Origin of the sequence: Rhizobium sp. L9, from assembly GCF_002531885.1 — a bacterium.
GTDB lineage: Bacteria > Pseudomonadota > Alphaproteobacteria > Rhizobiales > Rhizobiaceae > Rhizobium.
The window spans coordinates 243034-263271 of the sequence record NZ_NWSZ01000003.1 but is presented as its reverse complement, the minus strand read 5'-3'; the positions used below and the strand labels follow the sequence as shown (position 1 = coordinate 263271).

Sequence of the window (20238 nt, the reverse complement as noted above, 5' to 3'; positions counted from 1 at the left end):
CCTTGGACTCAGTGAAGGGAGCCTCAGGATTTCGAAGCCGGCTTTTCCACGTGGCCTCCGAAACCCGCCCGCATTGCCGACAGCACCTTATTGGCAAACTCGTCATTGTCGCGCGAGGAGAAGCGGCCGTAGAGCGCCGCACTCAGCACCGGCGTCGGCACGCTTTCATCGATTGCCGCCATGATCGTCCAGCGGCCCTCGCCGCTGTCCGAGACCCGGCCGGCAAATTTCGAAAGTGCGGGGTCGGCATGCAGTGCATCGGCGGTGAGATCAAGCAGCCAGGAGGTGATGACGCTGCCGCGGCGCCAGACTTCCGCGACATCCTGCAGATTGAAGTCGTATTGGAAATGTTCGGGATGTGCGAGCGGCGCAGTTTCCGCATCGGCATCATGCGAAGCGGCGCCGATATTGGCATGTTTCAGAATGTTGAGGCCCTCGGCATAGGCGGCCATCAAACCGTACTCGATGCCGTTATGCACCATCTTGACGAAATGGCCTGCGCCATGCGGGCCGCAATGCAGGTAGCCCTGTTCCGCGGTGCTCGCTGCAGCCGCTTCGGCGCTGCGGTTCGGCGAGGCTTCCGTCGTACCGGCGCCGGGCGCCAGCGTTGCGAAAATCGGCGAAAGGTGCTGGACGATGCCCTTTTCGCCGCCGATCATCAGGCAATAGCCACGCTCCAGGCCGAAGACGCCGCCGCTGGTACCGACGTCGACATAATGAATGCCCTTGGTGATCAGCTCAGCGCCGCGGCGGATGTCGTCATGATAGTAGGAATTGCCGCCATCAATGACGATATCGCCGTTCTGCAGCAGCGGCACCAGGCTCGCCAGCACCTTGTCGACGATCGCCGCCGGCAGCATCAGCCAGATCGCACGCGGATGCGTGAGCTTCGAGACGAATTCCTCCAGCGAAGCGCTGCCGGTCGCGCCGAGTCCTACCAAATCGGCAACGCTTTCGGGCCTGGTGTCGTAGACGACGCATTCGTGACCGCCCCGCATCAGGCGCTGGACCATATAATTGCCCATGCGGCCCAAACCGACCATACCAAGCTGCATAATGAATCTCCTGGAAACCGAGATGAAGTATCGACTCCGGAAACTAGCACCCGCAGTGTGACAGGCAAGCAAAGTCTGGCGATGGGCCGCCGATCTCCTTCGAGACAGCCTCGTCAGACATCCGGGGCGCTGGCCGGCTCGCCCTTCATCTCGCTGAGATACATGCCGTCGCGCAAATTGATGCCGTATTCGACGAAGGCCTTCATACTGCAAAGCATCTGCGTCCAGCCTTCGCAGTTGAGATAGGTGCCGCGCCGGCCGGCCTCGTCCTCGCGCCAGCCGTTCTCGGCAATCGTCACCAGCGTGCCGCCATCCTCCAGCGGTTTGAAATTCATTTCCACCAGCGTCTTATACCTTGTCTTGTCCTCAGCAGTGCCGCCGTCCCAGCGAAGCACGATGCGGCTTTCCGGCACAAGCTCAACAACCTCGACCGGCGCATCCTTCCACCAGGTTACTGTCGTGCCTTGAACGAGCGGGGCGCTCGCCCCGCCGATCGTGGTGAAATAGCTGCTGAGCTTCTTGGGGTTGACGACGGCATCGAACACTTCGGCAACGGGACGGCCGATCCGGCCGGATACGCGGATTCCGAGAGACATGGCACTTCTCCTGTTCTCCATTGTGCCTGACGCCATTATGTTATAAAAATATAACATGTCAAGCGAATCAACCGACAACTCTGTCTTCAAGGCGCTAGCGCATCATCGCCGCCGCGAGATTCTCGACCTGCTCAAGGACGCGCCCCGCACCACCGGAACGCTTTGCGAAATGTTTCCGAAAATGGACCGCTGCACGGTGATGCAGCATCTGAAGGTGCTTGAGGAAGCGGATCTGATCATCGCCAGAAAGGAGGGCCGCGAACGCTGGAACCACCTGAACAGCCTGCCGATCAAGCATATCTACGACCGCTGGATCAGCGCCTATGCAGGTCATGCCCTGTCGATCCTCGATCAGCTAAGAAGCGATCTCGAAGACCAGCCGGAACAATGATCCGGCGTGAGGATCGGCTTGCCTTCCGGCCCGCCGAACTCCTATCCTGGCAGAGATGCATGGGAGCTCACGACAAATGACGATATCAGGAGCCGGCATACGCCGCATGCGGTTGCTGCGCAGCATGAAGCAGCAGCACCTTGCGGAACTCCTCGGCGTCAACCAGGCGACCGTCTCGCGCTGGGAGCGCGGCCAGCTTGGTCCCTCGCCCGAACAGGCCGTCATGCTGGAGCGGATCTTCGCCTCGGCGCAACATGCTGCGGCCGACGCGGCTTTAAGGCGCCTGGTCGAGGATTCCGTCCGGCCTGTGCATCTGATCTGCGATAGCACCCATCGGCTGCTGTCTGCCTCTCGCTCGCGGCAGGCGGAATGGCGCGCCCCGCTCAGCACTTTTCTCGGCCGCTCTCTTTTCTCCTACGCTTCCACCGAGATCGCCGCCGCCGAACAGTCTCTGGAGGTGATTGGCTGGCACGAGGGCGGGCTGCTGTCGTTGACCTTCGATACCGGCGCCAACGGCAATGCACGCCTGCCGATTGCCCCCGGCCGCGTCACCTGGGAGCGGATCAGGCTTTCCGACGGCAGCGCTGGCCGACTCGTCACCACAATCCGCTGAGCCTGCAGCTTTCCTGCACGCCCATGCATAATTTATGCGTTGTCCCACGAAACCGGTCTTTATAGCGTCCGCCGTCGACACGGTCAGGAGAGGATGCGATGACGATATTGGTGACGGGAAGCGCCGGCCATCTCGGCGAGGCGCTGATGCGCAGCTTGAGAGCTCAGAGCTGGTGGGCGCGCGGCATCGACATTAAGCGTTCGGCTTTCACCGACACGGTCGGATCGATCTGCGATCGCGACTTCGTCCGGCAGGCCATGTCGGGAGTTAGCCAAGTCATCCATGCCGCAACGCTGCACAAGCCGCATGTGGCAACTCACGGCAATTGCGATTTCCTCGACACAAATGTCGGCGGCACGCTGAACCTGCTCGAAGAGGCGACCGCCGCGGGCGTTGCAAGCTTCGTCTTCACCAGCACCACCAGTGCTTTCGGCGCGGCATTGACGCCGGCCGCCGGCGAACCCGCCGCGTGGGTCACCGAGGACGTGCCTCCTATAGCGAAGAATATCTACGGCGTGACGAAGCTCGCCGCCGAAGGCGTCTGCGAACTCTTCGCCCGCAAATTCCGCCTGCCGGTCATGATCCTCAGGACATCGCGTTTTTTTCCCGAAAGCGATGACGATCCCGACATCCGCAACAGATATTCAGCGGCAAATGCCCAGGCTAACGAGTTGCTTCACCGCCGCGTCGACATCAGCGATGTAGTCGGCGCCCATCTGCTGGCTCTGGATAGGGCGCCGGCAATCGGTTTCGGCCGCTACATCGTCTCGGCCACGACGCCCTTTTCGTTGGGCGATCTTGCCGAGCTCAGGCGAGACGCGCCTGCCGTCGTCGAGCGGCTGTTTCCCGGTGCGAACGCCCTTTACGTCGAACGCGGCTGGAAAATGTTCCCGACGCTCGATCGCGTCTACGTCAACGAACGCGCAACGCGCGAACTTGGCTGGCATCCGCACTATGATTTCCGCTTCGTGCTGGATTGCCTGCGCGACAACCGCGAATGGCGAAGCCCGCTGGCGCTCGACGTCGGCTCCAAAGGCTATCATGACGAAGTCTTCGCTGAAGGACCCTATCCGGTCGCCTGAGATAAGACGCTGAATGCCGGGGTCGCAAAGCGTCATCCAAGCCAAGGGCCTTACAAAGGATGGGTTCCAGGTGGGCGCAGCCTACAAGGCGGACGCGGCGCCGACGTCGACACGATGTTCCAGGTCTTCCAGGTCACCCTTCCCTGAAGAAGTAAGGACATCTTGAAAGGGGGGACGTGCAACTCACGTTCGCTCCTGCATCCGGCGCCCTGCCAACGATAAAGAGAAAGTGCGATCCACGACGACCGATGGATGTTTACGATCCTGGGCGCCTACAAACGTAGGTGGGCACCGTGTGTCCAGGCCCACGAGCCCGGACAGGGACAGCTCCCTTTGGATCGAGTATGGCCCCAGGGATTGTGGTTCCTGTCGAGAGGCGCAGACCGCATCGCGATATATAAGGTCGTTTGCATCGGCGCGCCAGTGGCGACCGCAGCCCGACTCTATTTAATTGACATCAATTGAGTTCGGGGGCGGCCCGGCCATTCAGCTTGTCGGTGATGCCGCGAATGCGGCTCGACACCTCGCCGAGCGCCGCCGCGAGGCTTTCCTCGGTGCGGGCAGTCGCGGCCAGCACGGTGTCGCGGTTGCCGCGCAGCGACTCGAGCTCGGTTTCCAGCTCCGCGATGCGACGTGTCAGCTCGGCAATCTCATCCATGATCATAATACCGGCCATGACGGTGATCCGGAGATCGCCGATCTCACCGAACTGGCCCTTGAGATGGCCGACATAGCTGTCAAAACGGGTGGCGAGGTCGGTCAGATGATCCTCCTGCCCTTCCTCGCAGGCCATCCGATAGGCCTTGCCGTCGATCGTTACCGTCACCTGCGCCATATCAAATTCTCTCTCATCAGCGGTCCAGAACCGCGCGGATCGTCTCCATGGCCGTCACCAGCCGCCGCGATACCTCACGATTGACCTCTTCCAGCCGGTTGGCGCGAAACTCGGCCTGATCGAGCTCCTGGGCTAGACGGGAGCGGTCGGCATGCACACGTCGCACCTCGCCCTCGATCTCACCCTGCTCTCGCTGCCGCTCAATGCGCATGTCGACGGCGTTCTCGAGGCTCGAAATCGCCTGTCTCAATTCGTCGAGCGCTGCTTCCATGGTTTTGCCTGTGGGCATCATGCCTTTCCGATTCCCGTGCAGGACCTGCGAATCGGCCACATCTGCCGATCTTTTGATTTCAAGAGGATATGCAGCTCGCCAACGGCCCGTCAATAAATCCCGTCACCCGGCGGCCTGCCTATCTGTGGATGAACGTTTGGGCAGGCCCGCCGTGCCGCTTTGGTCTTTTGTAAAGTTGCGCGAGCAAATGTCAAAAAATTGCCGCAGGCCGCTGGGTTTTGCCCCGCCATTGATTGACTCGCCAGCCCCAACTGCTATGTGTCAGCCGCTTTCACTCGATGGTCTTGGAGGCTCGAGGCCATCCCCCGACACCCGGAGCTTGCAGAAAAGCCATGACCTCTCTCCAACAAAACGACCGGATGGCGAACGCGATCCGTTTCCTCGCCATGGACGCCGTGGAAAAGGCGAATTCCGGCCACCCTGGTATGCCGATGGGCATGGCTGATGTGGCGACGGTCCTGTTCACCAAATATCTGCGCTTCGACCCCAAGAAGCCGCATTGGCCAAACCGCGACCGCTTCGTGCTGTCGGCCGGCCATGGCTCGATGCTGCTCTATTCGCTGCTGTATCTGACCGGTTATCCCGACATGACGATCGAGGACCTGAAGCAGTTCCGTCAGGTCGGCTCCAAGACCGCCGGCCACCCTGAATACGGCCACGCAACCGGCATCGAGACCACCACCGGGCCGCTCGGCCAGGGCATCGCCAATGCAGTCGGCATGGCGATCGCCGAACGCAAGCTGCGTGAGGAATTCGGTGCGGACCTCCAGGACCACTACACCTACGTGATCAATGGCGACGGCTGCCTGATGGAGGGCATCAGCCATGAAGCCATCGCCCTTGCCGGCCACCTGAAGCTCAACAAGCTGATCCTCTTCTGGGACAACAACTCGATCACCATTGACGGCGCCGTCTCGCTGTCGGACTCGACCGATCAGATCGCCCGCTTCAAAGCCGTTCACTGGAACACGATCGAGATCGACGGCCACGATCAGGCCTCCATCGCCGATGCGATCGAAGCCGCTCACAAGTCCGATCGTCCGACCTTCATCGCCTGCAAGACGGTGATCGGCTTCGGCGCCCCGAACAAGGCCGGCAGCCACAAGGTTCACGGCAGCCCGCTCGGTGCCGATGAGATCGCAGCCACCCGCAAGGCGCTGAATTGGGAGTACGAGCCCTTCGTCATCCCCTCCGATCTTCTCGATGAATGGCGCGCGGCCGGCACCCGCTCCGACAACATCGTCAAGGCATGGGAAGAAACGCTTGCCAAGTCGCCTGCCAAGGCCGAGTTCACCCGCCGTTTTGCCGGCGATCTGCCCGAAGGTTTCGACAAGGCGATCGACGATTACAAGAAGAAGCTCGCGGAAACCAAGCCGACGGTTGCGACCCGCAAGGCATCGGAAGACGCGCTTGAAATCATCAACGGTTTCGTGCCGGAAACGCTCGGCGGTTCCGCCGACCTGACGCCGTCGAACAACACCAAAACCAGCCAGATGCACTCGATCACGCCGACGGATTTCGCCGGTCGTTATATGCACTGGGGCATCCGCGAACATGGCATGGCATCTGCCATGAATGGCATTTCGCTGCACGGCGGTCTCATCCCTTATGGCGGCGGCTTCATGATCTTCTCGGATTATTGCCGCCCGCCGATCCGCCTCTCGGCTCTGATGGGCATTCGCGTCGTCCACGTCCTGACCCATGACTCAATCGGCGTTGGCGAAGATGGCCCGACTCACCAGCCGGTCGAGCAGATCGCCGGGCTGCGCGCCGTTCCGAACCTGCAGGTCTTCCGTCCGGCCGACGCCGTCGAGACGGCGGAATGCTGGCAGATCGCCATGAAGAGCAAGAACCGCCCGTCCGCTCTGGCTCTCACCCGCCAGAACCTGACGACCGTCCGCACAGAGTATAATGCGAAGAACCTCTGCGAACTCGGCGCCTACACCCTTGCCGGCAATGCCGATGCCAAGGTGACGATCTTCGCTTCGGGCTCCGAGGTCGAAATCGCCGTTGCTGCCCGCGCAACTCTGGAAGCCAGGGGCGTTTCGGTGCGTGTCGTCTCGGTGCCCTGCACCGAACTGTTCTTCGAGCAGCCGGACGCTTACCGCAAGGACGTGCTCGGCAACTCCCCGGTCAAGATCGCCGTCGAAGCCGCCGTCCGCGAAGGCTGGGACGCCTTCATCGGACCGGAAGGCAGCTTCATCGGCATGAAGGGCTTTGGCGCGTCCGGTCCGGTCAAGGACGTTTACAAGCATTTCGGCATCACCGCCGACGCTGTCGTTGCGGCCGCCGAAGCAAAGCTTTAATGAAAGCGCCTTGAGGCGCTCTCTATCTCCTCAATTCCAGGCCGCCCGGCCTATCGGGCCCTATTCTATCGGGAGTGAATGAACATGACAGTCAAGGTTGCCATCAATGGTTTCGGCCGCATCGGCCGTAACGTCCTCCGCGCTATCGTCGAATCCGGCCGTGCCGACATTGAAGTCGTCGCCATCAACGACCTCGGTCCGGTCGAGACCAATGCCCATCTGCTGCGTTACGACTCGATCCACGGCAAGTTCCCGGCCGAGGTGAAGGTCGAAGGCGATACGATCATCGTCGGCGGCGGCAAGCCGATCAAGGTCACCGCGATCAAGGATCCGGCAACGCTGCCGCACCGCGAGCTCGGCGTCGATATCGCCATGGAATGCACCGGCATCTTCACCGCCCGCGACAAGGCTGCCGCCCACCTGACGGCCGGCGCCAAGCGCGTTATCGTCTCGGCTCCTGCCGACGGCGCTGACCTGACGGTCGTTTTCGGCGTCAACCATGACCAGCTCACCAAGGAGCACATGGTAATCTCCAACGCCTCCTGCACCACCAACTGCCTGGTGCCGGTCGTGAAGGTTCTCGACGACGCCGTCGGCATCGACCACGGTTTCATGACGACGATCCACTCCTACACCGGCGACCAGCCGACGCTCGACACGATGCACAAGGACCTGTATCGCGCCCGCGCTGCCGCCCTCTCCATGATCCCGACCTCGACGGGCGCCGCCAAGGCCGTCGGCCTCGTGCTGCCGCACCTCAAGGGCAAGCTCGACGGCACCTCGATCCGCGTTCCCACCCCGAACGTCTCGGTCGTCGATTTCAAGTTCGTCTCCAAGAAGGCTACGACGGTCGGCGAAATCAACGAAGCCATCAAGGCTGCCTCCGACGGCAAGCTGAAGGGCATCCTCGGCTACACCGACGAGCCGCTCGTCTCCCGCGACTTCAACCACGACAGCCACTCCTCGATCTTCGCAACCGATCAGACCAAGGTCATGGAAGGCAATTTCGTGCGCGTCCTGTCCTGGTACGACAACGAGTGGGGCTTCTCCAGCCGCATGTCGGACACGGCCGTGGCCTTCGCCAAGCTCATCTGAGCGCCCGACTATCGAAAATCGCAGACGGCCCGGGAAACCGGGCCGTTTTGTTATAGGCGTCCGAAGCCGGTGATGGCATTGTTGATAACCCCGGAGCCGCAGTCGCACCACCCGGGGAGATAAGAGGGATGGATGGATTATTTTACCGTTGAAATCGCCGGTCGCGCCATTGCCAGCTTTCGCTCGAAGAATCATGAGGAAGCGACGCATTTCTTCGAGGCAGAAGATTTTCGCGACGACCTGACCATCCTTGAGTCCGAGGGCAAGCCCCTGTGGGACCGCAAGGCGACGCTCAGCCTGCGCAAGGCGACTGCTGAAGAAGCAAGCGAAGTCGAGCACGCTTATGAATTCGACGACGATCCGGAAAGGACCATCGACGACGAGTTCGTGGTTTTCCTGGTCCCGGTCGAAGATCTGACCGACGAGGGCGAGGACGCCGAAGACTGACGGTCGATATGTATCGGTCTTCCAGCCTGAAAAACCATCTCGAAGCGACAGGTTCGCTGCGGCCGAAGAACGGAATCACGGTTGGCAATCCGCTGGCCAAGCGTGATAAACTGAGGAAATGTATAAAGCTGCACAATGGCTGAAGTGATCTAAGTGGAGGCGATAAATGGCAGAGGCGCAAAAACGCTTGTCCCAAACCACCCTCAAGCGGCGGCAGCGGTTTCACCCCAAACGGGACGTCAAACCTGCCGTGTTGGCAAAGGCTAATCGTCTGGTCGTCCGGGTGGCAGCGTTCATCGGTCTTGCGTTTCTGGTGATCGTCACAGTTCAGGCAGTGTTGTGGTAGCCAACCAATGCGCGGCCGCTTCTACGAGCGGCCCGGCATTACGATCCGCTATCGAACAGGAAAAATCCGTGCCTGTGTTTTTTGCCCTGCTCTCGCCTGATTTTCCTATACATTCTTTATAGAGAACTTCTCCCGTAGCATTCCGCGTCGGTCGTCCGGCGAGCCGCTCAGCAGTATGATATGGCATTGAATCGAGGTTAAGCCGCAGGGCCTAACCTTCTCCGCGATTTTGCCCTTTGTTGGCGGATCGCCGGAAGCGGCGGGGGAATGAAACAGGGCGGAGCGCCGGGGGCCGTTTCGGCCAGACAGTCGATGGAAGGGGTGGGCATGGAAGCGTTCTATATCGTGGTGCTGGTCGCGACGGCGCTCGTGCTTCTTGCCGCTTTTTCGAGCCTGCTCGCCTTCCGCTTCGGCGCTCCGCTGCTTCTTCTCTTCCTGATGATCGGCCTTGCCGCCGGCGTCGACGGCCTCGGCATCGAATTCAGCAACAACTACCTCGCCTATATTCTCGGCTCTATTGCGCTCGCCGTCATCCTGTTCGATTCCGGCTTTGGCACGCCGATACAGGCTTTTCGGCTCGCGGCCGTGCCTTCTCTGACGCTCGCCTCGGTCGGCGTTCTGATCACCGCGTCGCTCTTTGCCGTCGCTGCCATGTGGCTGTTGAACTTCACCTGGCTCGAAGGCCTGCTGCTCGGTTCGATCGTCGCATCGACGGATGCCGCCGCCGTCTTCTTCCTGCTGCGCATCGGCGGCATCAACATCCGCGATAAGGTGCGCTCGACGCTGGAAGTCGAATCCGGCACCAACGATCCGATGGCGATCTTCCTTACCATCGCCCTTGTCGAGGTCCTCGCGAGCGGCGAGCGCTACGCCGGCATCAACATCGGTATGCTCGCCATGTTCATCCAACAGATGGGGCTCGGCGTCATCCTCGGACTGCTCGGCGGCATGATGATCGTGTTGATCGTCAGCAAGCTCGATACAGATCGTGGCCTCACGCCGATCTTCGTGCTGGCGCTTGCCCTTCTCGTCTTCTCCTTCGCCGGCGCAGTCGGCGGCAGCGGCTTCCTCGCCGTCTATGTCGCCGGCATCTACGCCGGAAACCGGAGAATGCAGGCGCTCGGCACCATCAAACGCTTCCAGGACGGCATGACCTGGCTGGCGCAGATCATCATGTTTCTGGTGCTCGGCCTGCTCGCCACACCGTCGCAATTTCCCGCGATCGTCGTGCCGGCGATCCTGCTTGCCCTCTTCCTGATCTTCATTGCCCGGCCGCTGGCAATCTGGCTGTCGCTGCTTCCATTCGATTATACGCAGCAGGAGATCGGTTTCGTCGCCTGGGTCGGGCTGCGGGGCGCCGTCTCCATCTTGCTTGCTATCATGCCCATCCTCGGCGGCCTGGAAAACGGTCAGCTCTTTTTCAATACCGCCTTCATCATCGTGTTGGTCTCCCTGCTCGTCCAGGGCTGGACGATCAAGCCGATCGCCAAGAAGCTCGGCCTGATCATCCCGCCGCGCATCGGCGCCGTCGACAAGGTCGAGGTCGACCTTCCGGGCGCTGCCAACCACGAACTCCTTTCTTACCGAGTCATCAAGGATAGTCCGGTTTTGCGCGGTGAGCGCATTCCGCGCTGGGCCACCCCTTCGCTTGTCATCCGCGACGGCAAGTCGATGCGTTATCAGTATGCCGGGCGGCTGCGCGAAAACGATCTGGTCTATCTCTTCATCGTGCCGAGCTATTCCCGGCTGCTCGACCGGCTCTTCGCCAGCCGGGCGCCGGTGGACGAGGATGACGCCGAATTCTTCGGCGCCTTCGCGCTCTCGCCTGCCCGTCCCGCCGCCGATCTCGATGCCGCCTACGGGCCGGGCCTGCTAAACGAATCCGAGAAAGGCCTGACGATCGCGGAACTGATGCGGCAGCGCCTCGGCGGCAAGGCCGATTATGCCGATCGCGTCCGTCTCGGCTCGATCATCCTCATCGTCCGCGATCTCGACGAGCACGACCATATCACCTCCGTCGGCATGTCTCTCGAAGCGGTCGAACCCGCCACCACCCTGCCGATCTTCATCAACCTCAAGGACATTATTCAGCGCATCCGCGATAGGTTGAACGGACGCCGCAACCGCGAAGCGGCGGCCTCCGAAACCATGCCGAAAGCATCGGCCGAAGGCGACGAAGCCCGACGCGAAAACGGCCGTTGAACGCCTTGCGTCTCGAATGATCCTTGCTATGGTCGGCGCGACTTCCGCCAACCAAGACTGGATTCCCCATGCCTTCTTTCAAGACCCTCGACGATCTCTCCGACATCAGCGGCAAGCGCGTACTCATCCGCGTCGACCTCAACGTCCCGGTCAAGGACGGCAAGGTTACCGATACGACGCGCATCGAGCGGGTGGCGCCGACGATCCTCGAACTATCGGGCAAGGGCGCCAAGGTGATCCTGCTTGCTCATTTCGGCCGGCCAAAGGACGGCCCGTCGCCGGATCTGTCGCTGTCGCTAATCGCCCCTTCCGTCGAGGAAGTGCTCGATCATGCCGTGCTGACGGCCTCCGACTGCATCGGCGAGGCCGCCGCCTCCGCCGTTGCCGCAATGAAGAATGGCGATATTCTGCTGCTGGAAAACACCCGCTTTCACAAGGGTGAGGAAAAGAACGACCCCGACTTCACCAAGGCGCTTGCCGCCCATGGTGATATCTATGTCAACGACGCCTTCTCCGCCGCCCACCGCGCCCATGCTTCCACCGAAGGCCTTGCCCACCACCTGCCGGCCTATGCCGGCCGCACCATGCAGGCCGAGCTGGAAGCGCTGGAAAAAGGCCTCGGCAATCCCACCCGTCCCGTCGTCGCAATCGTCGGCGGCGCCAAGGTTTCAACCAAGATCGATCTTTTGATGAATCTCGTGAAGAAGGTCGATGCACTCGTCATCGGCGGCGGCATGGCCAATACCTTCGTCGCCGCGCGTGGCACCAATGTCGGCAAGTCACTCTGCGAGCATGATCTCGCTGAAACCGCCAAGCAGATCATGATCGAGGCCGCGACATCGGGCTGCGCCATCATCCTGCCGGAAGACGGCGTCGTCGCCCGCGAGTTCAAGGCGGGTGCCGCCAATGAGACGGTCGATATCAACGCCATTCCCGCCGATGCCATGGTGCTCGACGTCGGGCCGAAATCCGTTCAGGCCATCAATGCCTGGATCGAGCGCGCCTCGACGCTCGTCTGGAACGGTCCGCTCGGCGCCTTCGAGATCGAGCCCTTCGATGCCGCAACGGTTGCTGCAGCAAAATACGCCGCTGAGCGCACGGCGGCCGGCAAGCTGACCTCCGTAGCCGGCGGCGGCGATACCGTCTCAGCTCTGAACCATGCCGGCGTTGCCGACGACTTCACCTATGTCTCCACCGCAGGCGGCGCTTTCCTCGAATGGATGGAAGGCAAGGAGTTACCCGGCGTCGCCGTTCTCAACGCCGGTAAATGACGCTAAGCGGATTTGGCAGATTTTACATGTGGATAGACCGCGGCGGCGAGAAGCCTTCCGCGGTCTTTTGCTCAAGCGCCGGAAAAATTCCCAGTCTTTCAAACGATTGAAACGATTTCAATCGTTTCAATGACTTAGCCTTCCATTTTCCTCCCTATAAACTTCTGTTATCGCCGTCCTATATTCTTAAACCGCCGATGTTTCATGCTGTGGAGAGAACGAATGAGCGAACGACTTGAAGACATTGCAGTGCAGATGGTTGCAGGCGGCCGGGGACTGCTTGCGGCTGATGAATCGACCTCCACCATCAAGAAGCGTTTCGACACGATCAATCTCGAATCGACCGAAACGAGCCGTCGCGATTACCGCGAGATGCTCTTCCGCTCCGACGAGGCGATGAAGAAATATATTTCCGGCGTCATCCTCTTCGAAGAGACGCTCTTCCAGAAGGCCGCAGACGGCACGCCTTTCGTCGACATCATTCGCGCTGCTGGTTCCATTCCCGGCATCAAGGTCGATACCGGCGCCAAGCCGATGGCCAAATTCCCGGGCGAAACCATCACCGAAGGCCTCGACGGCCTCGGCGAGCGCCTTGCTCGCTATTATGAGGCCGGCGCCCGTTTCGCCAAGTGGCGCGGCGTCATCGCCATCTCCTCGACGCTGCCGACCCGCGGCTCGGTTCGCGCCAACGCTCAGGCGCTTGCCCGGTACGCGGCCCTCTGCCAGGAAGCCAAGATCGTTCCGATCGTCGAGCCGGAATGCCTGATGGACGGCAAGCCGGGCGACCACAATATCGACCGCTGCGCCGAAGTCACCGAGTCCACGCTGCGCATCGTTTTTGAGGAACTGGCCGAAGCCCGAGTCAGCCTCGAAGGCATGATCCTGAAGCCGAATATGGTCATCGACGGCAAGAATGCCCGCAAGGCCTCTGTCGCCGAGGTCGCGGAGCGCACCGTGCAGGTGCTGAAGCGCACGGTCCCATCAGCGGTTCCAGGCATCGCCTTCCTCTCCGGCGGCCAGTCGACCGAAGAGGCAACCGCACATCTTTCCGCCATCAATGCCACGGCCGACCTGCCCTGGTTCGTCACCTTCTCCTACGGCCGCGCCCTTCAGGACAGTGCGCTCAAGGCCTGGAACGGCAAACCGGAAAACGTCGCCGCCGGCCAGCGCGAATTCACGCACCGCGCCGAAATGAACAGCCTTGCCGCCAAGGGCAGTTGGCAGAAGGATCTGGAAAAGGCAGCCTGATTACAATGAGCCTTTAATCGCCTGCAGGAAGGGGCGGCAACGCTATGTTGCCGCCCTTCCTCATTGTCTCGGCGACAAGATACCGCTTCGCCTGACGAAAAATCGTGATTATTCATAAAGGCCCGCCGAAACAGGAGCCGCTATGGATACCATCCCCTACATCACCGTCGATGTCTTCACCTCCACGCGTTTCGAGGGCAATCCGCTTGCCGTCATTTCCGATGCGCGCGGGCTCAGCGATGCAGCGATGCAAATGATCGCCACCGAATTTAACTATTCCGAAGTGACCTTCGTCCTGCCGCCGGAGGATCCTCGCAATTCGGCCCGTGTCCGCATCTTCACTCCGACGATGGAAATACCCTTCGCCGGTCATCCGAACGTCGGCACCGCCTGTGTCCTCGGCCAGCAGGCGGAGATCTTCGGCAAGCCCGTTGGCGAGAAGCTGCGTTTCGAGGAACAGGCTGGCATCGTCGAAGTCGCCCTCAAACGCAGCGGCGGAAAGGTCGCGGCCGCCGCCATCCGCGCGCCGCAGCCGCTGACAATCGGCGATGTCATTGCCGAGGAAACTATCTCCCGCTGCATCGGGCTCGAACCCGGCGCAATCGTCAAGACCAACCACGCCCCGGTCTTTGCCTCGGTCGGTCTGAACTTCGCCATTGCCGAGTTGAGCGGGCTTGAAGCGCTCTCCGCCGCCCGACCGGACCTTGCCGGATTCCAGGCGGCTGCCGGCCACCAGACGACGAGCGGCCATGACTTCTCGCTCTTCGTCTATGTCAGGACATCCGAAGATCCGTGGAATATACGCGCTCGCATGTTCGCGCCGCTCGATAACGTGCCCGAGGATCCCGCGACCGGCAGCGCTTCCGCAGCCCTCGGTGCCTATCTCGTCACACTGACGGCGGAGGCCGACATGAATGTCCGCATCACCATCGAACAGGGCGTGGAAATGGGCCGCCGCAGCATCATCGCCCTTGATGTCACGAAGTGCGATGGCACCGTCACTGACGTCGTCATCTCGGGAAGCTGCGTTGCCGTGATGCGCGGCGAAATCATCCTGCGGGACTAACGCCCGCATCGAAGCTCGAATCCGAGGCTTACATCAGGAAATCGCGCGACAGTAGCGCCATCGCCCATATGCCGAAGGCGATCAGCGCGATCTTCCAGAAATCCATCCGCCGCCGGAGGCCGGGAAGCCCGAGCGGCTTGATCACCTGTATCGCCATGGCAAGGATGAGCAGCAAGGCTATCAGCTTTGTCATGCTTTATTTTTTCCGTTTTTCGGAATGTCACAGGACGGACATTTTTCCGCGCGAACAAGAGGATCTCGACACGCCGTAAAGACATTCCGGGGCACAATCAATCATCTTGAGACTGGGCTGACTGAGGTCGTGCCTTATGTCCATCGTAAATCGTTAAGACCGAGTCTGGGGAAATGAAGAGAAATCTGCTGTCTGTCGCTGCGCTGCTGTTTGGCACGCTCTTCCTTTTCATGGGCAATGGTCTGCAGGGCATCCTGCTTCCCGTGCGCGGCAATCTCGAAGGCTATGCCACGACGACGCTCGGCCTGCTCGGCACCTCATGGGCAGGCGGCTTCGTCATCGGCTGCCTGGTGGCGCCGAAACTGGTGCGCCGCGTCGGCCATGTCAGAGCCTTCTCCGGCTTCATCTCGATCATCGCCATCATCGCACTGGTCAGCGGCATCATCATCGATCCATTCTGGTGGGTGATCTTGCGCGCGGTGACCGGCTTCTCCACCGCCGGCACGTCGATGATCATCGAAAGCTGGCTGAACGAGCGCGCCAGCAACGAGAGCCGTGGCGCGATTTTCTCGCTCTATATCGGCATCACCCTGCTCGGCGTCGTCGGCGGCCAGATGATGATCCCGCTCGAAGATGTGCGCACGCCGGTGCTGTTCATGATCTGCGGCATCTTCTATTGCATCGCCATGCTGCCGACGACGCTTTCGACCGCGGCCTCACCACAGCCGCTGAAAGCTGTGCGCCTCGACCTGCCGGCGCTCTACCGCAATTCGCCCGTGTCCTGCCTCGGCATCCTGCTCGTCGGCATTGCCAACGGCGCTTACGGCACGCTCGGGGCTGTCTTCGGCGCCGGCGCCGGCCTTTCCGACACCAGCATCGCCGTCATGATGAGCTCCACCATCTTCGCCGGCGCCATGATGCAGCTGCCGGCCGGCCGACTTTCTGATCGCATCGACCGGCGCTACGTGCTCGCCGCCCTGTCGGCGATTGCCGCCATCGCCGGCTTGCTGATCTTTCTGCTTCACCCGACATCCCCTGCCTTGCTGATCGGGCTCGTTGTCCTCTACGGCGCGGTGGCCAACACGCTCTATCCGATCGCTGTGGCTCACGCGAACGACTTCGCGGCGTCGGAGGATTTCGTCAAGGTCTCCGGCGGCCTGCTGCTGCTCTACGGCATCGGCACAGTCATCGGCCCGACGCTCGGCGGCCCGGTCATGTCGGCAATCACCCCGCATGCTCTTTTCCTGGTCACCGCCGTCGCTCATGTGCTGATCACCGTTTACGCCATCATCAGAAGCCGCATCCGCGCGGCCGTCCCAGTCAGCGACCGCGACGCCTATACGACGATCCCGACCGGCACTTCGCCGATGCTGACGCCGCAGAGCATGTCGCTGGCCGATCGCGGCACAGGCAAATCTCCCGAAAGCAGCGATCCTGCTGTAAAGTTCGGTTAGGCCCTCTCTACAAAAGCCGCACTGCGGTTTTCGCCCTGGCTCGGGAAAAATAAAAATGGGGAGGGCGAGGCTGGATTTGGGCCGGATCGACCTAAATTCCGATTCCGTGTCGGCCGCATTTTTTCGGCATTATGCTGCCGGCAGCAAAAGGAGGAGAACCGATGAGCTTTATCGATGACGACCGACCGCAGAAGAAAACCGCCCACGAGATCGGCGCCGATCTCTCCATGCTTTCAGTGGATGAGTTGAAGGCGCGAGTGGAATTGCTGAAAACCGAGATCGCCCGGCTCGAAGCCGAAGCTAGCCGCAAGGCATCCGGGCGGCAGGCCGCTGAAAGCTTCTTCCGCTCGTGATCCGCTAAAAGCCTCCGAAAACAAGAGCATGGGCAGGAAAATGAGCCAGCCTCAAGTCTTCATTCGGCACAATGTTAATAAAATATTAAGCTTTATGAGGTATTACTGTACTCATCCAGACTTTCTCTGGATCTCAGACAGTTTTCCAAGCGGTGAATTGGTCTGATTTTTCTCCCTGTTTTACCTTGAGAGCCGCTTTTGCGGCTCTTCTTTTTGCTGCGGCCGGCGCATTTCCATGAAACTGTGGAGATTAACCCTTTCTTAAGAAACGGCTTGCGCATTTGCGCTAATGATACCATCTTAAAGTCATAAAGACCGGACGCGGAAACTTTTCCGTCAACCCCGGCGTTACCTGACCATAAGTAGCTGCGTGCAACAGGGACTATTGCGATGTCGGAAGTTGGATTGAACACGATCAGTTTTGCGGGCCGCGCGGCTGCATCCTCTCAGTTCAAGGCACTCTATGGCGAAGGCATGTCGCTGGTCGAAGAGACCGCCGCCTATCTTGACGGCCAAGGCCGCGCAGCCTCCAAGGTTCTGCCGCGCATGGCATCCGTCCTCTATGCCGCGGAATCGATGCGGCTGACCACCCGCCTGATGCAGATGGCCTCGTGGCTGCTGCTGCAGCGCGCCGTCAACAATGGCGAGATGTCGCGTGACCAGGTGCTGGCCGAGAAGAACAAGGTCCGCCTCGACGGTTTCAACGTCGACCGCGCAGCACCCGGCTGGGGCGATCTGCCGGAATCGTTCCGAGACCTCGTCGAGCGCTCCCTGCGCCTGCAGAACCGCATCGCGCTGCTGGATCGCGAAATCTATCGTCCGGCCGAAGCCGTGATCGTTCATGACAATCAGAACAGCGTCCAGGCACAGCTTTCGCTGCTGCAGACGGCCTTCGGCAACAACTGACCAGAGCTGCTAAATCCATTTGGGCCGGCTGCGCAGTGCGCGGCCGGTTTTTTGTTGCCGCTGCGCATGTTCTGCCAACGCAAAAAGCCCGGCAGAACCGGGCTCCTTGCGAAATTTCGTCGAGCAAAAGCGATTAGAGACCGAGGCCGCCGAAACGCTTGTTGAACTTGGAAACGCGGCCACCGCGGTCCATGAGCTGCTGGTTGCCGCCCGTCCAGGCCGGATGCGACTTGGAATCGATTTCGAGGTTCATGACAGCGCCTTCCGAACCCCAGGTCGAGCGGGTTTCGTATTCGGTGCCATCGGTCATGACTACCTTGATCATGTGATAGTCGGGATGGATGCCTGCCTTCATAACAATCTTCCTGCGATACCGGAGTTCAATTTGCCGCATGCAGTTGCGGCCACCGAACCGATTGAATAAATGAAGCCGCAGTCGTGATGGCTACGGCTTCCCATTAGGATGCGGTGCCTATACATGAAGGACGCCGGGATAACAAGAGCCAACAGGCCGCATTAGCGGGTCCTGCAGGCGATCGGAGACGATTTGGCAGAACAGGCACGGGCTGAGGAAAACAGAAGGCGGTCGCTGCGGCCACTCGGCAGGCTGATGCCTTATGTCATGCGTTATCGCGGGCTGGTGGCCGGCGCGCTGATTTCACTGGCGCTCGCCGCCATGACCTCGCTGGCGCTGCCGCTCGCCGTGCGCCGCATGATCGACCACGGCTTCACCCAATCCGACGGCAGCTTCATCAACAGCTACTTCGCTATGCTGATGGTCATGGCCGTCGTGCTCGCGATCGCGAGCGCGTTGCGTTATTATTTCGTCATCACCATCGGCGAACGCATCGTCGCCGATCTTCGCCGCGACGTCTTTAACCATGTGACGCGGCTGTCGCCCTCCTTCTTCGACGTCAACCAGTCCGGAGAGATCGTCTCGCGGCTGACCGCCGATACAACGCAGATCAAGTCCGCCGTCGGCGCCACCGCCTCGGTGGCGCTTAGGAATCTCATTCTCTGTCTCGGCGCCTTGGGCATGATGGTCGTCACTTCGCCGAAACTGTCGAGCCTCGTCATCGGAGCGATCCCGCTGATCGTCTTCCCGCTCGTCGCCTTCGGCCGCTCGGTGCGCAGGCGTTCCCGCGCCGCTCAGGACACGCTTGCCGAAGCGTCCGCCTTCGCCAACGAGACGATCGCCGCGACCCGTACGGTGCAGGCCTTCAACGGCGAGGACGCCGCAGCGAGACGTTACGCCGGCGCCGTCGAATCCGCCTACGAGGCCGCCCGCGCCGCCATCCGCTCGCGCGCACTCTTGACCGGCATCGCCATCACGCTGATCTTCGGCAGCGTCGTCGCCGTGCTTTGGGTCGGCGCCCACAGCGTGCTGGCCGGCACGCTGTCTGCCGGCACGCTCGGCCAGTTCCTGCTTTATGCCGTCATCTCCGCGGGATCGCTCGGCGCGCTGTCGGAGGTCTGGGGCGAACTCTCGCAGGCGGCCGGCGCCGCCGACCGGCTGACCGAACTCCTCGACGAGGTGTCGCCGATATCAGCCCCCGCCAACCCCGAGGCTCTTCCTTCGCCCAGCCGCGGCCGCGTCGAGTTTTCCGACGTGCATTTCGCCTATCCCTCGCGCCCCGGCAAAGCGGCCCTGCATGGCTTGGACTTCGCTGTCTCGCCGGGCGAAACCGTCGCGATTGTCGGCCCCTCCGGCGCCGGCAAGACCACAGTCTTTTCGCTGCTCTTACGCTTCTACGATCCGCAGCAGGGCAGCGTGGCGATTGATGGTGTCGATGCGCGGCTGGCGACACCTGACGAGTTGCGCCAGCGCATCGCCATCGTGCCGCAGGACGTCACCATTTTCGCCGCATCGATCCATGATAACATCGCTTTCGGCCGCCCTGGTGCATCGCGTGAGGAAGTCCGCGCCGCAGCGCTTGCCGCCCAGGCCGACGAATTCATCGCCCGGCTGGATAACGGCTATGAGACCGAGGTCGGCGAACGAGGCGTCACCCTCTCCGGCGGCCAGCGACAGCGCATCGCCATTGCCCGCGCCATCCTGAAGAACGCGCCCGTGCTGCTGCTCGACGAGGCGACCTCAGCGCTTGACGCCGAAAGCGAGACGCTGGTGCAGAAGGCGCTCGACGGCCTGGTTGACGGTCGCACAACACTGGTCATCGCCCATCGCCTGGCGACGGTGCTGAAGGCCGACCGAATCCTCGTCATGGACAAGGGCCGCGTCGTCGAGGAAGGCACGCATCAGAGCCTGATCCGCCAGGGCGGCATCTATGCCCGGCTGGCGCGCCTGCAATTCGACGCCGCCAATGAGGATGTGCTCGCTCCTGCCAAATAACCGGTACGCGCTTCTCCACCGATAGCGACTAAAGTCTCACGCCGACCACACCTCCCTGCGGTTGTCTTTCCCGCCTCCTGCCCTACCCTCTTCATGCCCCTGGGTGGGGATTGCTGTTGAAATCGTGGGAGGAGATA

The 20238-nt window shown here is 61.3% G+C and carries 21 protein-coding genes and 1 other RNA gene; 15 read left to right on the top strand and 7 right to left on the bottom strand.

The window, feature by feature from the left end:
• Nucleotides 1-23 precede the first annotated feature (23 nt).
• Together gnd and CO660_RS03140 are read right to left on the bottom strand one after the other, a co-directional pair.
• On the bottom strand, nucleotides 24-1055 hold the full coding sequence (gene gnd, locus CO660_RS03145) for a phosphogluconate dehydrogenase (NAD(+)-dependent, decarboxylating) (protein WP_097597313.1): 1032 nt from the start codon (nucleotides 1053-1055) through the stop codon (nucleotides 24-26).
• Between the two features lie 113 nt (nucleotides 1056-1168).
• Nucleotides 1169-1651 (bottom strand): SRPBCC domain-containing protein, encoded by a 483-nt coding sequence (locus CO660_RS03140; protein ID WP_085779345.1) that lies wholly within the window; start codon nucleotides 1649-1651, stop codon nucleotides 1169-1171.
• Between the two features lie 55 nt (nucleotides 1652-1706).
• On the opposite strand from CO660_RS03140, the gene CO660_RS03135 reads away from it, so the two are divergent.
• From CO660_RS03135 to CO660_RS03125, 3 genes are all read left to right on the top strand, one after another.
• On the top strand, nucleotides 1707-2042 hold the full coding sequence (locus tag CO660_RS03135; RefSeq protein WP_097597312.1) for a helix-turn-helix domain-containing protein: 336 nt from the start codon (nucleotides 1707-1709) through the stop codon (nucleotides 2040-2042).
• Nucleotides 2043-2118: 76 nt separating this feature from the next.
• The gene (locus CO660_RS03130) at nucleotides 2119-2655 is read left to right on the top strand and encodes a helix-turn-helix transcriptional regulator (RefSeq protein ID WP_097597311.1); all 537 of its coding nucleotides are present in this window, start codon (nucleotides 2119-2121) and stop codon (nucleotides 2653-2655) included.
• A gap of 98 nt (nucleotides 2656-2753) precedes the next feature.
• Complete coding sequence (locus CO660_RS03125) at nucleotides 2754-3737, top strand: NAD(P)-dependent oxidoreductase (protein WP_097597310.1); 984 nt, start codon at nucleotides 2754-2756, stop codon at nucleotides 3735-3737.
• Between the two features lie 229 nt (nucleotides 3738-3966).
• On the opposite strand, the gene ssrS is transcribed toward CO660_RS03125, so the two are convergent.
• The 3 genes from ssrS to CO660_RS03110 all read right to left on the bottom strand — a co-directional run bounded on the left by ssrS (nucleotide 3967) and on the right by CO660_RS03110 (nucleotide 4864).
• Nucleotides 3967-4125: non-coding RNA, 6S RNA (gene ssrS, locus CO660_RS03120), on the bottom strand.
• A gap of 69 nt (nucleotides 4126-4194) precedes the next feature.
• Nucleotides 4195-4572, bottom strand: coding sequence for a cell division protein ZapA (locus CO660_RS03115; protein WP_085779349.1), 378 nt, complete (start codon nucleotides 4570-4572; stop codon nucleotides 4195-4197).
• A 16-nt stretch (nucleotides 4573-4588) separates the two neighbouring features.
• Nucleotides 4589-4864, bottom strand: a complete 276-nt coding sequence (locus CO660_RS03110; RefSeq protein ID WP_011426717.1) for a DUF4164 domain-containing protein — start codon at nucleotides 4862-4864, stop codon at nucleotides 4589-4591.
• A gap of 332 nt (nucleotides 4865-5196) precedes the next feature.
• Here CO660_RS03110 and tkt point away from each other — a divergent pair, with 332 nt between their 5' ends.
• The 8 genes from tkt to CO660_RS03070 all read left to right on the top strand — a co-directional run bounded on the left by tkt (nucleotide 5197) and on the right by CO660_RS03070 (nucleotide 14845).
• The gene (gene tkt, locus CO660_RS03105) at nucleotides 5197-7170 is read left to right on the top strand and encodes a transketolase (RefSeq protein ID WP_097597309.1); all 1974 of its coding nucleotides are present in this window, start codon (nucleotides 5197-5199) and stop codon (nucleotides 7168-7170) included.
• An 84-nt stretch (nucleotides 7171-7254) separates the two neighbouring features.
• Nucleotides 7255-8265, top strand: coding sequence for a type I glyceraldehyde-3-phosphate dehydrogenase (gene gap, locus CO660_RS03100; RefSeq protein WP_097597459.1), 1011 nt, complete (start codon nucleotides 7255-7257; stop codon nucleotides 8263-8265).
• 132 nt (nucleotides 8266-8397) lie between these two features.
• Nucleotides 8398-8712, top strand: coding sequence for a hypothetical protein (locus CO660_RS03095; protein ID WP_097597308.1), 315 nt, complete (start codon nucleotides 8398-8400; stop codon nucleotides 8710-8712).
• A gap of 166 nt (nucleotides 8713-8878) precedes the next feature.
• Nucleotides 8879-9058: a hypothetical protein gene (locus CO660_RS03090; RefSeq protein WP_097597307.1), complete on the top strand. Its 180-nt coding sequence runs from the start codon at nucleotides 8879-8881 to the stop codon at nucleotides 9056-9058.
• Nucleotides 9059-9385: 327 nt separating this feature from the next.
• Nucleotides 9386-11260 (top strand): potassium/proton antiporter, encoded by a 1875-nt coding sequence (locus tag CO660_RS03085; RefSeq protein ID WP_097597306.1) that lies wholly within the window; start codon nucleotides 9386-9388, stop codon nucleotides 11258-11260.
• 68 nt (nucleotides 11261-11328) lie between these two features.
• Nucleotides 11329-12531: a phosphoglycerate kinase gene (locus tag CO660_RS03080; protein ID WP_097597305.1), complete on the top strand. Its 1203-nt coding sequence runs from the start codon at nucleotides 11329-11331 to the stop codon at nucleotides 12529-12531.
• Between the two features lie 222 nt (nucleotides 12532-12753).
• Nucleotides 12754-13779 carry a class I fructose-bisphosphate aldolase gene (locus CO660_RS03075; RefSeq protein ID WP_085779354.1) on the top strand — a complete coding sequence of 342 codons (1026 nt, stop codon included), beginning with the start codon at nucleotides 12754-12756 and terminating at the stop codon, nucleotides 13777-13779.
• Nucleotides 13780-13921: 142 nt separating this feature from the next.
• Nucleotides 13922-14845 (top strand): PhzF family phenazine biosynthesis protein, encoded by a 924-nt coding sequence (locus tag CO660_RS03070; RefSeq protein WP_097597304.1) that lies wholly within the window; start codon nucleotides 13922-13924, stop codon nucleotides 14843-14845.
• A gap of 28 nt (nucleotides 14846-14873) precedes the next feature.
• Here CO660_RS03070 and CO660_RS33150 read toward each other — a convergent pair whose 3' ends face one another.
• Nucleotides 14874-15038 carry a hypothetical protein gene (locus CO660_RS33150; protein WP_097597303.1) on the bottom strand — a complete coding sequence of 55 codons (165 nt, stop codon included), beginning with the start codon at nucleotides 15036-15038 and terminating at the stop codon, nucleotides 14874-14876.
• A 173-nt stretch (nucleotides 15039-15211) separates the two neighbouring features.
• Here CO660_RS33150 and CO660_RS03060 point away from each other — a divergent pair, with 173 nt between their 5' ends.
• The 3 genes from CO660_RS03060 to CO660_RS03050 all read left to right on the top strand — a co-directional run bounded on the left by CO660_RS03060 (nucleotide 15212) and on the right by CO660_RS03050 (nucleotide 17751).
• Nucleotides 15212-16492 carry an MFS transporter gene (locus tag CO660_RS03060; RefSeq protein WP_097597302.1) on the top strand — a complete coding sequence of 427 codons (1281 nt, stop codon included), beginning with the start codon at nucleotides 15212-15214 and terminating at the stop codon, nucleotides 16490-16492.
• A gap of 161 nt (nucleotides 16493-16653) precedes the next feature.
• Nucleotides 16654-16845, top strand: a complete 192-nt coding sequence (locus CO660_RS03055; RefSeq protein WP_097597301.1) for a DUF1192 domain-containing protein — start codon at nucleotides 16654-16656, stop codon at nucleotides 16843-16845.
• 390 nt (nucleotides 16846-17235) lie between these two features.
• The gene (locus tag CO660_RS03050; protein ID WP_085779357.1) at nucleotides 17236-17751 is read left to right on the top strand and encodes a DUF1465 family protein; all 516 of its coding nucleotides are present in this window, start codon (nucleotides 17236-17238) and stop codon (nucleotides 17749-17751) included.
• 133 nt (nucleotides 17752-17884) lie between these two features.
• Here CO660_RS03050 and rpmE read toward each other — a convergent pair whose 3' ends face one another.
• Entirely contained in the window at nucleotides 17885-18106 is a 222-nt protein-coding gene (gene rpmE, locus CO660_RS03045; RefSeq protein WP_003566413.1) for a 50S ribosomal protein L31, read from the bottom strand.
• Between the two features lie 192 nt (nucleotides 18107-18298).
• Here rpmE and CO660_RS03040 point away from each other — a divergent pair, with 192 nt between their 5' ends.
• Complete coding sequence (locus CO660_RS03040; protein WP_097597300.1) at nucleotides 18299-20101, top strand: ABC transporter transmembrane domain-containing protein; 1803 nt, start codon at nucleotides 18299-18301, stop codon at nucleotides 20099-20101.
• Nucleotides 20102-20238: the final 137 nt, after the last annotated feature.